Source organism: Rhodanobacter geophilus, from assembly GCF_040812275.1.
GTDB lineage: Bacteria > Pseudomonadota > Gammaproteobacteria > Xanthomonadales > Rhodanobacteraceae > Rhodanobacter_A > Rhodanobacter_A geophilus.
In genome coordinates this window covers 402,983-416,293 of the sequence record NZ_JBFOHL010000002.1, presented here as the reverse complement: position 1 = coordinate 416,293, position 13,311 = coordinate 402,983, and the positions used below count along the sequence as shown (strand labels likewise).

11 protein-coding genes are annotated in these 13,311 nt (G+C 60.3%); 2 read left to right on the top strand and 9 right to left on the bottom strand.

Features of this window, described 5'->3' with window-relative positions; genetic code table 11:
- Positions 1-59: 59 nt before the first annotated feature.
- The gene (locus tag ABQJ56_RS04080; protein ID WP_367843701.1) at positions 60-1,367 is read right to left on the bottom strand and encodes a DUF4011 domain-containing protein; all 1,308 of its coding nucleotides are present in this window, start codon (positions 1,365-1,367) and stop codon (positions 60-62) included.
- Positions 1,368-1,523: 156 nt separating this feature from the next.
- Complete coding sequence (locus tag ABQJ56_RS04075) at positions 1,524-2,420, bottom strand: AraC family transcriptional regulator (protein ID WP_367843700.1); 897 nt, start codon at positions 2,418-2,420, stop codon at positions 1,524-1,526.
- Positions 2,421-2,523: 103 nt separating this feature from the next.
- On the opposite strand from ABQJ56_RS04075, the gene ABQJ56_RS04070 reads away from it, so the two are divergent.
- A complete protein-coding gene (locus ABQJ56_RS04070; protein ID WP_437343388.1) occupies positions 2,524-3,267 on the top strand; it encodes an SDR family oxidoreductase in 744 nt (247 codons plus the stop codon).
- 506 nt (positions 3,268-3,773) lie between these two features.
- Here ABQJ56_RS04070 and ABQJ56_RS04060 read toward each other — a convergent pair.
- A complete protein-coding gene (locus ABQJ56_RS04060; RefSeq protein ID WP_367843699.1) occupies positions 3,774-5,756 on the bottom strand; it encodes a M61 family metallopeptidase in 1,983 nt (660 codons plus the stop codon).
- An 88-nt stretch (positions 5,757-5,844) separates the two neighbouring features.
- Between ABQJ56_RS04060 and ABQJ56_RS04055 the strand changes: the two genes are divergently transcribed.
- Positions 5,845-6,480, top strand: coding sequence for a helix-turn-helix transcriptional regulator (locus ABQJ56_RS04055; protein WP_367843698.1), 636 nt, complete (start codon positions 5,845-5,847; stop codon positions 6,478-6,480).
- Between the two features lie 161 nt (positions 6,481-6,641).
- On the opposite strand, the gene ABQJ56_RS04050 is transcribed toward ABQJ56_RS04055, so the two are convergent.
- From ABQJ56_RS04050 to ABQJ56_RS04025, 6 genes are all read right to left on the bottom strand, one after another.
- Complete coding sequence (locus ABQJ56_RS04050; RefSeq protein ID WP_367843697.1) at positions 6,642-7,613, bottom strand: hypothetical protein; 972 nt, start codon at positions 7,611-7,613, stop codon at positions 6,642-6,644.
- A 466-nt stretch (positions 7,614-8,079) separates the two neighbouring features.
- Positions 8,080-9,180, bottom strand: coding sequence for an NADH:flavin oxidoreductase/NADH oxidase (locus ABQJ56_RS04045; RefSeq protein WP_367843696.1), 1,101 nt, complete (start codon positions 9,178-9,180; stop codon positions 8,080-8,082).
- Between the two features lie 461 nt (positions 9,181-9,641).
- Entirely contained in the window at positions 9,642-10,763 is a 1,122-nt protein-coding gene (locus tag ABQJ56_RS04040; RefSeq protein WP_367843695.1) for a LamG-like jellyroll fold domain-containing protein, read from the bottom strand.
- A 344-nt stretch (positions 10,764-11,107) separates the two neighbouring features.
- Positions 11,108-11,620, bottom strand: coding sequence for a Cif family virulence factor (locus tag ABQJ56_RS04035; protein WP_367843694.1), 513 nt, complete (start codon positions 11,618-11,620; stop codon positions 11,108-11,110).
- A 294-nt stretch (positions 11,621-11,914) separates the two neighbouring features.
- The gene (locus ABQJ56_RS04030; protein ID WP_367843693.1) at positions 11,915-12,514 is read right to left on the bottom strand and encodes an NADPH-dependent F420 reductase; all 600 of its coding nucleotides are present in this window, start codon (positions 12,512-12,514) and stop codon (positions 11,915-11,917) included.
- Between the two features lie 26 nt (positions 12,515-12,540).
- Positions 12,541-13,308 carry an SDR family NAD(P)-dependent oxidoreductase gene (locus ABQJ56_RS04025; protein ID WP_367843692.1) on the bottom strand — a complete coding sequence of 256 codons (768 nt, stop codon included), beginning with the start codon at positions 13,306-13,308 and terminating at the stop codon, positions 12,541-12,543.
- Positions 13,309-13,311: the final 3 nt, after the last annotated feature.

The following is a 13,311-nucleotide window of genomic DNA, read 5'->3' as shown; positions in this document are numbered from 1 at the left end:
TCGATCGGCTATATCCCACCGGCAGAGGCCGAGGCAAACTACTACCGGCAACTCGCCAGTCAGGCAGCCACCGTGGAGGCCTGACTTAAACCAAACAGCCTCCACGAAAACCGGGGCGGTTCACTTCTGTTGGCGGCAAGGATGTCTTCAAGTCCCGCTGGATCCGGACAGACTAGGCGAATCACCTTGGCGCTATCAGGCAAGTGCAGGAGGCGGTTTCGTGTAGTCAGGTCGAGTAACTTGCGTTGCCACAGCTCCAACTTGTCGGCTGCAGTGGCCGGCACCTCTTCGACCTCGATGTCGAAGGCCGGCAGCTCAGGGGCTGATTCCAGAGCTTCGCTGACTTTCGGAGCTTGCTCGTCATGTGTCTCTCCTGCGGCCTTTGCGGACACGCTCAGTGGCCGCACCTTCTGCATGCGGGCGCGGCGCAAATCGACAGCCATGACGAAGTCGTCGTCGGTCAGCTGGCGCTTGGCGACATCGACCGCATGGCTGAATCCCGGAGCGGGCGACTGTGTGGCCAACGTGGTCTCGAAGACCAGCAGCTCCTGAAGCTCGATCCGTTTACGGACCGCTGAAGCGTCTTCGTTGAGAACTTGTGCAAACTCTTGGGGCTGTAGCCAGACCCCCGCGAATGCATGCCCCTTGGTCATCAGGAGAACGGGATTGAGGCCAGCCTGTTCCAGGACCGCTGCAAACAAGAGCGCGGTATCCAGGCAGGTGCCGACGCCACCGTCGAGCACTTGCGACGGAGACCGGATCTTTTGGCCCTCCTGCTCAAAGCTTGCTGGAGGTAGCACATAGCTGACCTGGTACCCGCACATTGCGGACCAGACAGCAGAGGTCAGCTCCCAAACCCGCTTGCGGGAGCCAGCCCCATAACCATCGATCCCATCAGTCCGCCCGGCCCGGCGCAGCACATCGGACGTGCTCTTGAGCACCCTGTCGACTGCCGGGTCGTTGGGCATACAGAACGCAGCCAATAGTTCCGGCATGCTTCCTGCGCCACCCCACTGGTTGCGAGCCAACAGTTCGACAGGGAAACGCTGTTCCACGAGGATGCCGGTGCTTGATCGCAAGCGAAGGTGTACCGACGCCGGCATACTCTCGGTCAGGTCCGCCAGGTAACCTTCCCTGAGCTCAACATCGCGGTCAGGGATCGCCATCGACGAGTTAGGTCCCAGACGGTCGATACGCCAGCTCTTCGGGCTCGCGAACGGCAAGCTCGCCTCAAGCTCCAGGACGAGGTCGTCAAGACCTTCCGTACCGTCATTTGAGACGTTCAGCTGCCGCAGCAGCGGCACGGCATTCTGATGTGAAGCCAGCCCCAGCTTGCTGCTGACAACCCCCTCGATAGAGATCCCCATAGCCCCTGTCCTTCCGACCAAGCTCCAACGCTCTGATCATAGGCCGGAGTGGCGGAGGTTTCGAACTCGAGGAGTGAGGTCGCAAGATCTCGCGTAACGACCTCTCGCGCAACGTGGGGCCCCGTATCGACGTCTACCCTCGATAACACCGACTAATCACCCTCGTTCGCGGGCATAGCGTGCGGGTGGCATGCCGACGTGGCGGCTGAAGGCGACGCTGAATGTACTCGCTGAGCTGTAGCCAACACGCTCGGCGACGTCCGCGATGGCGACGTCCCGGTTGCGAAGCAGCTTTTTGGCCAGCGCCATCCGCCAGGCCAGCAGGTACTCCATGGGCGTTACTCCTACGGCGCGGTTGAAGCGCTCGAAGAACGCCGAGCGCGACAGCGCGGCTTCCTTCGCCAGGTGCGCCACCGTCCATGGGCGCGTCGGCATCTCATGCATGCGCCTTATCGCGACGGCCAGGCGCGCGTCGGCCAGGCCACGCAGCAATCCGGGCGATGCAGCGGTGCCCGCGGAGGATCGCAGCGCTTCGATCAGCAGCACCTCCAGCAGGCGCGTGAGGATCAGTTCGCGGGCAGGCCGCTGTCCGCGCGATTCCTCGTTCACCAGCTGCACCAGCGTGGCGAGCCGCTGCTCGCCGCGCACGTGCACCAACTGTGGCAACAGCGAAACCAGTATGGCGGCATCCGGCGAGCCGAAGACGCAGTAGCCGACCATCATGCGCACCTGCGGTGGCCCCTCCAGCGCGCCGAGGCGGAATTCACCACCGGGCAGGATGGTGGGGGGCGCATCCGGGCCGTCATCCGGTGGATCAATGCTCGAGGTTGCGAAGTTATGCGCGGCGGGGATCAGCACGAAATCTCCGGCCAGCAGCACCAACGGCTCGCGCCCTTCCACGGCAAGCCGGCAGGATCCCTCAAGGACCACGCAATAGAACGGACGCCCAAGCTCGGTGCGGCGCACCCGCCACCGCCCAGCACCGTTGACCACCTTGGAAAAGGCAGCTCCGGGCTGAAGCAGCGTGACGACTTCGGAGAGCGGATCGGCCATGACCGGACGATGGCAAATTAAATAAGGACTTTCGATAGTAGTTGATCCGGCTACCAGCGCCTATCGTGGTGCGTCTTCCGCACTACTCCACTCAGGAGCTTCTATGAAAACCGTACTGATCACTGGTTGTTCGTCCGGGTTTGGCCTCGGGATCGCCAAGGACTTCCTCGGCCGCGGCTGGCAGGTCATCGCCACCATGCGCACGCCACGGGAAGACCTGTTGCCGCGCTCCGAGCGCCTGCGCGTGCTGCCGCTCGACGTGACCGACCCGCGAAGCATCCGCGCGCTCATCGATGCGGCCGGTTCCATCGACGCACTGGTGAACAACGCCGGCATCGGTTTGCTCAACGCACTGGAAGGCACATCGATGGACGTGGCACGCGACGTGTTCGAAACCAACACTCTGGGCACCATCGCGATGACTCAGGCGGTGTTGCCCCAATTCCGCGAGCGCAAGAGCGGCGTGATCGTCAACGTCACCTCTTCGGTTACGCTGAAGCCGCTCCAACTCCTGTCCGTCTACACCGCGAGCAAGGCGGCCGTGAATGCGTTCACTGAATCGCTGGCGCTTGAGCTGGAATCGTTCAACGTTCGGGTTCGGCTCGTGCTGCCGGGCCGGGCACCAGAAACCCGCTTCGGCGAGAACGCGCGATCCCGCATGCAGGGGGGCGTCCCGGAGGCGTACGCCGGACTGGTCCAGAAGGTGTTCGAACGCTGGGCGCAATCAGCCGACCCGGTAACGAAGACATCCGACGTGACCGAGGCGGTGTGGCGGGCAGTCAACGATCCGACAAGCCCCTTATGCCTGCCGGCAGGCGCTGATGCTGTGGCCTTGTCCGCGGTGTGAGGTCTGGGCAAGAGCGCAATCCACCTGGCGCGGGTGTACGGGGAGCACAAGCGGAACTTCGTGGGATGCGGATTCCGGTCTGGCTGAACATCCGTTCCGGTTCGGTCTGAGCATTACGCTGGTACTGACCGAGCTGCTTGTGGTGGGTGTCATCGTGATGCGATCGACCGCATCGCCCCCTGACAGGACGTAGAGCGCGTTTCCATCTGGAGACCAGGCAGGATCACTTTCTCCCAGGCCAGCGTCCGATGACGACGTGAGCTGACGGGACGTATGTCCATCGCGCTTCAGGAGCCAGATATGTGTTTGTCCGCCCTCGGCTATGGAGGAAACCACAGTGGCTGCTACGGACCGACCATCTGGTGACAGGCTCACTTCACCGAGGTCGCGCACATCGCGGATGCTTGCCAGTGGGATCGGACCCGGATTCAGGGCGCGACCAGATGCCAAACAAGGCATGGTCCACGCGAGGGCACCCAAGATCCCGATGATGTACCGTCCCGTATTCATCGCGCGTCGAGCAGTTTCGAGAGCCGGTCGGGCATACCGGCGATGCGTTCGAGGTGAGGGTAACGCAAGCCGCCCTGGTAGCTGATCACGGCCATGCGCCGGTTGCCATTGGCGTCGACGCGAACGTTCAATGGCTTTGTTGCGGAAACCCGGACGGCATCGAGCAATGCCTGCGTCGAAAAGGCCTGCCCATCCACCCCGGTCACGCGCGCGCCAGGCGACAGGCCGGCACGGAACGCCGGCCCATCCCATTGCACGGACTGGACGCGGCCGTCTGCGTCGATCTCGAGGCCGATCGAGTCGTCGAGGTCGGTGACGCCGGCTTCCGCTTCGTTCTGACGAAAGGTTTCGGTGGGCACATCGGTGTACACAAGTTTCCAGCCGGCACGGGCAAGGCCCACGAGCGCTTCATCCGTGCTGTGGGTATGCAGGTGCCGCCCGAGGAATGTCGCCCAATCATCCGGTGCGATCATGTTCAACGCAGCGCAGACATCGTGGAAGTTGTAGGTACGCGTAGCCTGGGGGGCGTCCTTGGCGAAAAAGAGGCGCGCGAAGTCGTCGAGGCTACGCCGGCCGTGGCTCAACTCGCGCAATCGCGCATCAACGTCCAGCCATAACAGCACCCCTTCGGAGTAATAGTCCTCCCGCCCCTGCCAGCTGCGCCACGCGACATGGTGCTTGGCCATGTAGATCGCATCGTTGGTGCTGTCCTGCAAATCCTTCCAGCGGCGACGCGTGCGATTGGCAACGAAATCAGCATCCAGCGCCAGTTTGTCGAGGGTTTCCTGGCGAGTGCGCAAACCGGCGCGGGCGGCCAGCACGCGTCCCCAGAATTCGGTCTGCCCTTCATATACCCAAAGCAACGATCCCCTGGCTGGCCAGTTGAGGGTAGGCGACCATAGGTCGGTCGGCGTTCGCCACAATCCGTTCCATGCATGGACGTATTCGTGCGCGATCAGGTCGAGGTTGTTCAGTTGTGCAGGGGCATCGGTGAAGTAGGCAGCAGGGAGGTTGTCCTCACCCTCCTCCAGGTGCTCGATGCCGCCACCGCCACCGTCAGGTGAAATCACATTGCTCAAGGTGACGATCGCGTCGTAGTGACGGTACGGTTCTGTGCCGAAGGTTTTGAGGCCCTGCGCGATCAATACCTGGAGGTGCCTGATCTGTATGTCGGTGACGGCGAGGTCTTCTTTCTTGTCGGCCAGCAGATCCAGGAACACTGGCTTGGCCGCAACTTCGTTGAGCGCAATCCGGCGCGTGTATCTGCCGGCATAGACAGGCGCGTCGACCAACTGGTCCAGCATGACCGGCTGGAAATCCAGCGCGTCATCGCTTCCGGTATGGAATGCGAGTGACGTGTACGGCGTGAGCCCGCTCGGGATGACTACCCTCGCAGCCACGAGGATGTCGCGGGCATACCAACCCGCCGGATAGAGCAGTACATGCTGCCAAGGCACAATGACCATGTCTGGTCGCAACAAGTGGGAAGAGGACGGTGCGAGGAACTGGAAATCAAGCGTGATCGAACGCCCGCCCTTCGGCACCTCGACGTGGAAGGCGTGCATATGCACCGGATCACGGGTCCAGTCCGCTGGTTTGCCGTCAACCTGCACTGTCAAACCAGCCAACTCCGTTACGGTGGCGGTCGGGGCATGGCTGCCAGCTTCCCATTTCGGATAGAGCAGGACCGTATCGCCCGGTGCCTCCACGGGAATCGTCTCGTGCACGACAAAAACCTGGTGGTCGATGTCGGTGGCGCGAACAGCCAGTTTCACCGTGCCCTTGAACGGCCGGTCCAACGGGGTGCGCAGCGCTGGCGGCAGGGGAACCGCCAGCGGCCCCGTGCCGACCTGTGCCGCGGCACGGCCTGTCATCGAGGCGATCATCACCAGCGCCATCAGACCGATGCACAGCGAGGGAAATCTTCTCGTCATGGAGAGGCGTCGGAGATACTGGCGGGCCACGGTCGGGACGTTCATTGGCTAGGCATGGACAAATAGTGTAGACTGGACAATATATCCAATTTCGCATCGACACAAGGGACCACCATCCCTACGTATGGACACCATGGCCAATACCCGAAAGACATCCCATTCTGTGTTGAACCGCTATTTCCCCATCGCCGATGCGGTGGCCGCTCTCTTCAAGCCACACGTCGAGGTGGTGATCCACGATCTGACTCGTCACCAGATCGCTTACATCGTCAACGCCTTCTCAAAGAGGCGCGTGGGCGATTCCTCAGCCGGAGAGCGGTTCGACGAGGCAGTCCTGGAACAGGATGTCATTGGCCCCTACCGCAAGGTCAATCGCGATGGGCACAATCTGCGCTCGATCACCGCCACGCTGCGCGATGACCAAGCGCGGCCGATCGCAATGATGTGTATCAATTTCGACGTCTCGGTGCTGGAGAGCATAGGAGAACAGCTGGCCTCCCTGGCCTTCCTGCCGAGCTCGCTGGAGCCCCATGCACCGTTCTTCCATGACAACTGGCGCCAGGCGCTGGAACGTGCCGTTGGCGAATTCGAGACGAGGCATGGCATGGCTGCCTCCCTTATGGATCCACGGACGCGACGGCAACTCATCGGCGAATTGGATGCGGCCGGCCTACTGAGCGTTCGTAATTCACCGCCAGTCGTCGCCAAGCGCCTGGGGATTTCCCGCGCCAGCTTGTACAGCTACCTGAAGAATATTCGAGGAAGCTAGATCGATCGACAGCGCCCTGCCCGGACCCAATCACGATGTCCAGGACACGCCCGAAGGTTGCGTGCGTCCACTCTGGTCACCCAACCCATTCCTTGCGTCTGGCCAGGTCATCTAAGCGGCAACACGGCACCCACGATTGAGCCATGGATAAAAAATAGTCGCTACCATGTCTTGCCCGATGACATGGATGAATCGCCCATTGTCCCGTAGAAAATACGAGTCTTCGACACCTGTGCTCTTACTAGCGCGTCCTTCATCGGGTTGAGCTTATATACCGGTACATCGTTCAAGTACACAGTGATCGTATAAGGCTGGTGGAACCGTTGTGACAGCGCCGAATATGCCGTGAGTTCGGCAATGTATTCGTGCTCACTGGCCGTGGCGTAAAGCGAAGGAAAGGGCGTGCCAGCCAGTGCCTGGTAAACGACGGGCGCCGCTGAAATGTCAGCATCCTTTCCGCCATGGTGGTAGCAGCCAACCTGTAATGCGGCGCTGGCATACGCGGGAACGGGGTTTTTCCAGTCGACCCAGACGCCTTGCCCGAACTCACCAATGGGCTTGTCGAGTCCGCGCCTCTTGGCCGTATCAAGGGTAAGTCCAATCGACGCATCGACGACATGGGTGGATTCATGCAGCAGGATATAGGTCAAGGCGGGCATCCGGCCGGCGTCGATAACCACGCGCGAACCTGGATTTTCGTGCGCGAAGCATGCGTTTTCCTTGTGGTTCAGGAGTTGCGAGACTGTCTCGTGCAACACGCCGGCGCGAATGGTGATGTTGAAGAACCCCGGCCGCCCTTTCGCAGGGTAAGTCAGGGCGCTGTTGGGCATGCCGTCGGCGAAACTGATGGATGCCAGATGCTGCAGCATCACGCGTTGCTGAAGCGGCGCAAGTGCCGTAAGCGATTGGCGGACCATTTCCCGCTCTTCCGGCGTCAGTATGTGAGACGTAATGCGCTCATGGTTACCCTCGGAACCCATAATGTCGAGAAATGCGGTGGGCAGGCGTGTGACACGCGAAAGCAGTGCTTGCGCATCCGTGACGGATTGGCTTGCACCCGAGATGCGGTATTCCGAGCTAAAAGCGGCGCCCTCGCATGAAACGAGGGCGAGGCCGACGAGGAGCATGTTCACGTTACGCTTGTTCCGCATGATTTTCCTCGCGATATAGGTATCGCTTCGTGAAGTTCAGTAATCAACAAGTCGTTGAATTACCAGGCGGCTGGCCAATGCAAGCGCTTCAGCATCTTCAACATTACGAATTCGTGAGTTCGATAATGCGTCGTGCAACCGTACGTGGCGCTTCTTCCGGCAAATAGCGCCTGCAGGCATTCAATACCCCGCCACGCACATCGTCGGCGACCAGCTTCATCGTCTCGAGCGGCATCGCGCCAACACTTTTCCGTTCGCCAAAGGCCAGCATCCTTCAAAGAAATGTCGCCCACCATCGGTGGTGTGAGTGTGACACCGGGTAGCCGAATTCACTGAAAGAAGCGATCGCCTGACCACGGTGCATTCCAATTCTGATGCCGACCATGTGCTCGTCTGAGCCTCGCGTCAGTGCAATAGGCTTGCGAATGGGGCTTCTGACAAGGCGCATTTAAACGAACAGCTTTCGCAGCCGACCGGGTTGGGCGCGAAGATATTGATCAGGCGCTCGGACTTGAGTTCCGAAGTGGGCTGCAGCGTGCCAAGGCCAACGAGGATCGAAGAGCATGGCCCGCGCGAGCGCGACCAGATCGGCATCCCCCGTGCTGAGTATGGATTCGGCCTGCTCGAACTCCGTGATCATGCCGACCGCGACAACTGGGAGCATCGTCGCTTCCTTCACTGCCCTGGCAAAAGGAACCTGATAGCTGGGGCCGATTGGAATTTGCTGCGTTGGGCTGGAACCGCCGCTTGAGACATTGATGGCGGCACAGCCTCTGGCCTCCAATGCCTTCACAAATGTGATGGTATCCTGGATGGACCACCCACCGTCCACCCAGTCCGTCGCGGACACCCGCATGGTGACGGGGCGATCGTGTGCAAACGCTTCTCGCACGACATCAAAAACCTCGAGCGGGAAGCGCATTCGGTTCTCAACTGAGCCGCCATATTCGTCGTTCCTATGGTTTGAGAGGGGCGAGAGAAATTGATGGAGTAAATAGCCATGTCCGCCGAGAATCTGTATGAAATCCAGCCCAAGCGCTGAGGCACGTCGTGCTGCGTCCGCAAAGGCGTCGCGAATAGTGGCCAGGCCATCACGGTCCAAGGCGATGGGTGGTATTTCATCGCTCGTCACGGCGATCGGGGATGGGCCGTACGTGCTCCAACCATTTGCGTGGTCAGGTTGAATCTGGGCGCCACCTTCCCATAGCTTCTGCCGAGATCCCTTTCGGCCAGCATGGTTGAGCTGGATTCCAATCGGTGTATCTGACCATCGCCGAATGCCGCGCAGCACTCGCGCCATGGCGACCTCGCACTCATCCGAATAGAGTCCTACGTCGGCATAAGTGGTGCGTCCCTCGGGTGTAACGGCCGTCCCCTCAATGGTTAGTGCAGCCGCACCCGAAATCGCCAGCTGGCCGAGATGCATCAGGTGCCAATCACTCATCTTTCCGTCCTGGGCCGAGTACTGGGCCATGGGCGCGATCACGATGCGATTGCCTAATGCCAGATTGCCTACGTGTATCGGCGTGAAAAGCATTGGGTGACTCATGACAAATCCTCCTGACGCGGTTTAGCGTCGTGGTCTTTCAGTTCAAGCGGCATGGTGCCGATTTCTTTGAAGGTTGTTGGGTCAATACGGTGTTGGGCACGCCCTGCATGGCACCTGCCACACGTTGCGCCCCAAATACCTGTGGCGCTGACTCGCCGACTCGCAACCTTGGATGGGTGATATGGTGAATCAGGAGCACCGATGCGTACCCATTGCTTGGGCGGATGCGTTGGTGAAATGGGTGCTCCCTACTAGAAGGGCGATGGCGGCAGTGAGAAAGCGCTTTGTTGCGGCATTTGATATTTTCATCGATGTATTACTCAGCCTGATACGCAATTGAAACCGCTGGCGCGGCGTGGCTATCTCGAGGAGACGATTCCTTGTCCCGGCGACGGGATGCCCCAACTCCTTCGAACTGCGCCGTAGCCGCGCGTGAGACCATATGCTTCACAAATGAAGCCTCAGTCGCCGATATTGAGTCCGCTGGGGCCATCTATATGGAAACGGAAGCCATAGCCGTAGTGATCGGCCATATCCGGCGAGTTGCTGCGTAAAGCCACCACGATTTGATTGTCACCTTTTTTCAGGGGGAGCTCGAAATTTCCATTTTCCAGACCTAAGCGTCCATCCGGCTGCTTGCGCTCGCTGGGCGTGTTGTAGAGGTTTTTCCCGCTGAAGACGGGCTGCCCATTTACGAATACCGTGACTATGCGAAGGTAACCCAGCGAAACCTGCTTCACCTGGCTGCGCTCCGAATGCAGGGTGGTTTTCAACCATGTGTAGCGCGGCACTTTGCGGTCGCTGGCAGGGTCCATGCGACGCGCCAAGTTCACCACCCCCAAGCGTTCGGCCTGAATAGGCAACCAGGCCGAGCGCACGTTCGGCAGATCACCAAAGGTTACTGGCTCGGCATGTGCCATCAGCGGATAAGGTCCCGATATTCGCCAGTGGCGCAGGTAGCCACGATCGCTTGCGGTGGGATCGGGTAGTGGCTTGGGCGACAAACCGTCGATATCGCCCGGCGCGACCACCACATCGGTAAAGATGGCCGGCCCTTGCAGCTCGACGCAGCCGGCGCCACCCGCTCCCTCCAGGTCTCCAACCACAAGCGCCGGTCGTGCCAGCCGATTGATGTAGACGTTCATGCGACGGCCTGAGATCACCAGCTTGACGTGGTTCCACTCGTTGTCGCGGAAAGGCGCCGAGTGCTGGTATTCGTAATTGCTGTCCCACAGCATGCGGCCACGGATTATCGGTGCGTATTGCACACAGTCTATGGCTACCGAGCAGTCTGGCTCGGGGCGGATGTAGAATTCTTCGGCGGTGCTTGCGTCGTGCACTCGGAAGCGTACTGTCGGCCATTCGTCATCAATAGGCTTCACGTCGAATTCAATAGTGCCGTTTTCGAACCCCACCCCCTTGAGTCGGGCCTGGGGTTCGTCATGCCCCTTGCTTGCGCTCATGACCATCAGGCCACTCGGGAACCCTTCTTTCTGCTTGAAGCTGACATCACCCGTCACTTGCCACCGTGCCGCCATCGGCAAGGATGCGGACGAGCTGGAACTAATTGAACCAGCGTTCATGGTGACAGCGCGTATCGAGCCCGAATCTCTCGAGGTCGCTGAGGCTACGGTGCCGGCCGTCAGGCCCAAGTACAGTGCTGCACCGCGGCCCCATGTCCATGCCTTACTTCTGTTCATCGTCACCTGCCTCATACCCAAGCCATGAATCCGACTGATTCACGACAAACTGCAGGACGCTCAACGTCGGGTCCCGTAGAGAGAGATCAGCTATGTTGCGAACGGGACAGTTCGGTACCAGGCGTCTGGAATACCCCGCGGGCATGGAGCCCGTTTACGCGGAATTCTGCACACGCGATGAAACCCGCACACTTTGTCCCGAGGCGCGGCCGTCAAACGTCCAGGTGTCAGAGGCCTACTGGGTTCGACGAGTAGATGATCGTGGCAATACGCCACCCATCATCCCCCTTCACTAGTGTCCAGGTTTCACTACCGCGGTTTTCCGGCTTTCCGTCGATCATGAAGGCGTAATCAAAATAGACCGAGGCAATTGTGCCGTCGCTTTGGATACGAACATGCTGGTGCTCAGGATCCATGTGCTTGGTCGATTGCGACACAATCTTGGCGAAGTCCTGGTAGTTACCCACCTTGATCTTCGGGATGCCAGGTTTGGTTGTGCGCAAACGCGTAAACGCCTTGTCCGAAAGAACATTCAGCCAGGTGCTTCCCTGAGGAATGAACAGACTCGCCAGCCGGGCACCGTCATGCGTCACAATTGCTTCATGGTATGCAGACATGACGTGCTTCACGTCCACCGTGTCCTTGGTGAGTTGATCGGGTGATGGTGTGCGTGACTGCGCCATCGCCCCCAAAGGCAAAATCATCAATGCGGTGAAAAAGCATATCGAGGCACGTTTCATTGAGGTAAGTCTCGTCGTGAGGAGCAACCATTGGATCGCCCGCATCGCATAGCGGGGTAGTGGAACTTCAGATATTCGTTGAAGCGTGGTCCTTGTGCGACGAACCGTCGATAGATGATTAGCGATCGACGGTTGGCGCCGGATGGTCGCCGCCACTGGTGTGGCTCTCGAAAAGTGCATGCCGTAACGACGCGACTCATCACCTCGACAGCGTGTCCGGCCTTGGTGGCAAGGCCGTCGATCGTTGCGGCCATGTTGCCTGATCCGATGATGCCGATGATGCTCATGCACGATTCATCGGTCGAACCTGAGCAAGTCCTTGAAGATCAGGTGCCCCCAGCTTTTTCCGCGCGCGTGCACAAGCAATCCACCTTCCGCAAGCCTGCCAAGCTGGATCGGTGCGAAGCCGAGTTTTTCCGCAAGCGCACCAACCTCCGCTGCGGCGCCGTCGTCGTCGCTCGCCAGGAACACGACCCTCCTGCCACCGTGTACGGCCGGATCCTGGCCAAGAACCGCAGCAACCAGTTGGTTGAAGCCTTTCACCAGCCTCGCTCCGGCGAACACCTTCGCGATGAAAGCAGAGGACGGAAGACCGTCCAGTTCCTGAAGCGGCACCTGCGTGTTCATCACATCGATGACGGTCTTCCCCTTCCAGTCGGGCAGCGCTTTGGCGACCTCCGGGTGCGATTCGAAACGGACAGCCAGAAATATAGTGTCCGCCTTGACGGCTTCCGCCAGGGTCTTGGGAATAATCGTGGGCCCGATCGCGGCCGCATCGGCTGCAAAGCTTTTCGGGTCGCGCGTGGTTGCAACGGCCACTTCGATGCCCTTGCGGGCGAACGCCTTGGCAAGTGCGTGACCTATCTCGCCGAAGCCAATGATTGCGTAACTCATATGTTTCCTCCTCTTTCTCGGCGAGGTCAGAGTTTGTAACCGCCGCTCGCTTCAATCGTCTGGCCGGTCACCCAATGGCCTTCATCGGAGGCCAGGAACGCCACGACGGCGGCGATCTCCGAAGGCTCGCCAAAGCGGCCCAGCGCGATTTGGGACTCGACCGCCTGGACGAGTTCGGGGTTCTCCCGGAGGTCGGCGTTCGCATCCGTTCGCGTGAAGCCCGGTGCTACGGCGTTCGCGGTGATGCCGCGCGGCCCCAGCTCGATGGCGAGCGCATGGGTCAGGGTGTTGATGGCCGCCTTCGCCATCGAATAGACGGGCGCAGCTGTCACGGGCTTCGTGGCGGCAGCGGAAGAAATGTTGATGATGCGTCCACCATCGGCGAGACGATCGAGCGCGGCCTGGATGATGAAGAAGGGTGCGCGGGCGTAGACCGCCATCAGGGTGTCCCAACTCTCCGGCGTCGCGTCCTTGAAGCCCACCCAACCGGAATTGCCCGCGTTGTTGACGAGAATGTCGAGGGCTTTGCTTCCATTCCGCCGGGTGAACTCGTCGTCGAGTTGCTCGAACAAGGCCGGGACGGCCGCCGGGTCAACGAGGTCTGCGTGGATCGCGAACGCGCTGCCGCCCGCTTTCTCGATGGCCGTGACCGTTTCGTCCGCGCCGGACTTGCCGGCGTTGTAGGTCAGCGCAACCGTCGCACCGTCCCTTGCGAGACGCTCGGCGATGGCGCGGCCAATGCCCCGCGATGCCCCGGTGACGAGAGCTGTTTTGCCCTTTAGTGATTGTGTCATTTG

What these genes read in the sequence shown, in the direction of transcription:
- ABQJ56_RS04080 (WP_367843701.1), bottom strand. Translation starts at nt 1,367, where the DNA reads ATGGGGATCTCTATCGAGGGGGTTGTCAGCAGCAAGCTGGGGCTGGCT.
- ABQJ56_RS04075 (WP_367843700.1), bottom strand. Translation starts at nt 2,420, where the DNA reads ATGGCCGATCCGCTCTCCGAAGTCGTCACGCTGCTTCAGCCCGGAGCT.
- ABQJ56_RS04070 (WP_437343388.1), top strand. Translation starts at nt 2,524, where the DNA reads ATGAAAACCGTACTGATCACTGGTTGTTCGTCCGGGTTTGGCCTCGGG.
- ABQJ56_RS04060 (WP_367843699.1), bottom strand. Translation starts at nt 5,756, where the DNA reads ATGAACGTCCCGACCGTGGCCCGCCAGTATCTCCGACGCCTCTCCATG.
- ABQJ56_RS04055 (WP_367843698.1), top strand. Translation starts at nt 5,845, where the DNA reads ATGGCCAATACCCGAAAGACATCCCATTCTGTGTTGAACCGCTATTTC.
- ABQJ56_RS04045 (WP_367843696.1), bottom strand. Translation starts at nt 9,180, where the DNA reads ATGAGTCACCCAATGCTTTTCACGCCGATACACGTAGGCAATCTGGCA.
- ABQJ56_RS04040 (WP_367843695.1), bottom strand. Translation starts at nt 10,763, where the DNA reads ATGAACGCTGGTTCAATTAGTTCCAGCTCGTCCGCATCCTTGCCGATG.
- ABQJ56_RS04035 (WP_367843694.1), bottom strand. Translation starts at nt 11,620, where the DNA reads ATGAAACGTGCCTCGATATGCTTTTTCACCGCATTGATGATTTTGCCT.
- ABQJ56_RS04030 (WP_367843693.1), bottom strand. Translation starts at nt 12,514, where the DNA reads ATGAGTTACGCAATCATTGGCTTCGGCGAGATAGGTCACGCACTTGCC.
- ABQJ56_RS04025 (WP_367843692.1), bottom strand. Translation starts at nt 13,308, where the DNA reads ATGACACAATCACTAAAGGGCAAAACAGCTCTCGTCACCGGGGCATCG.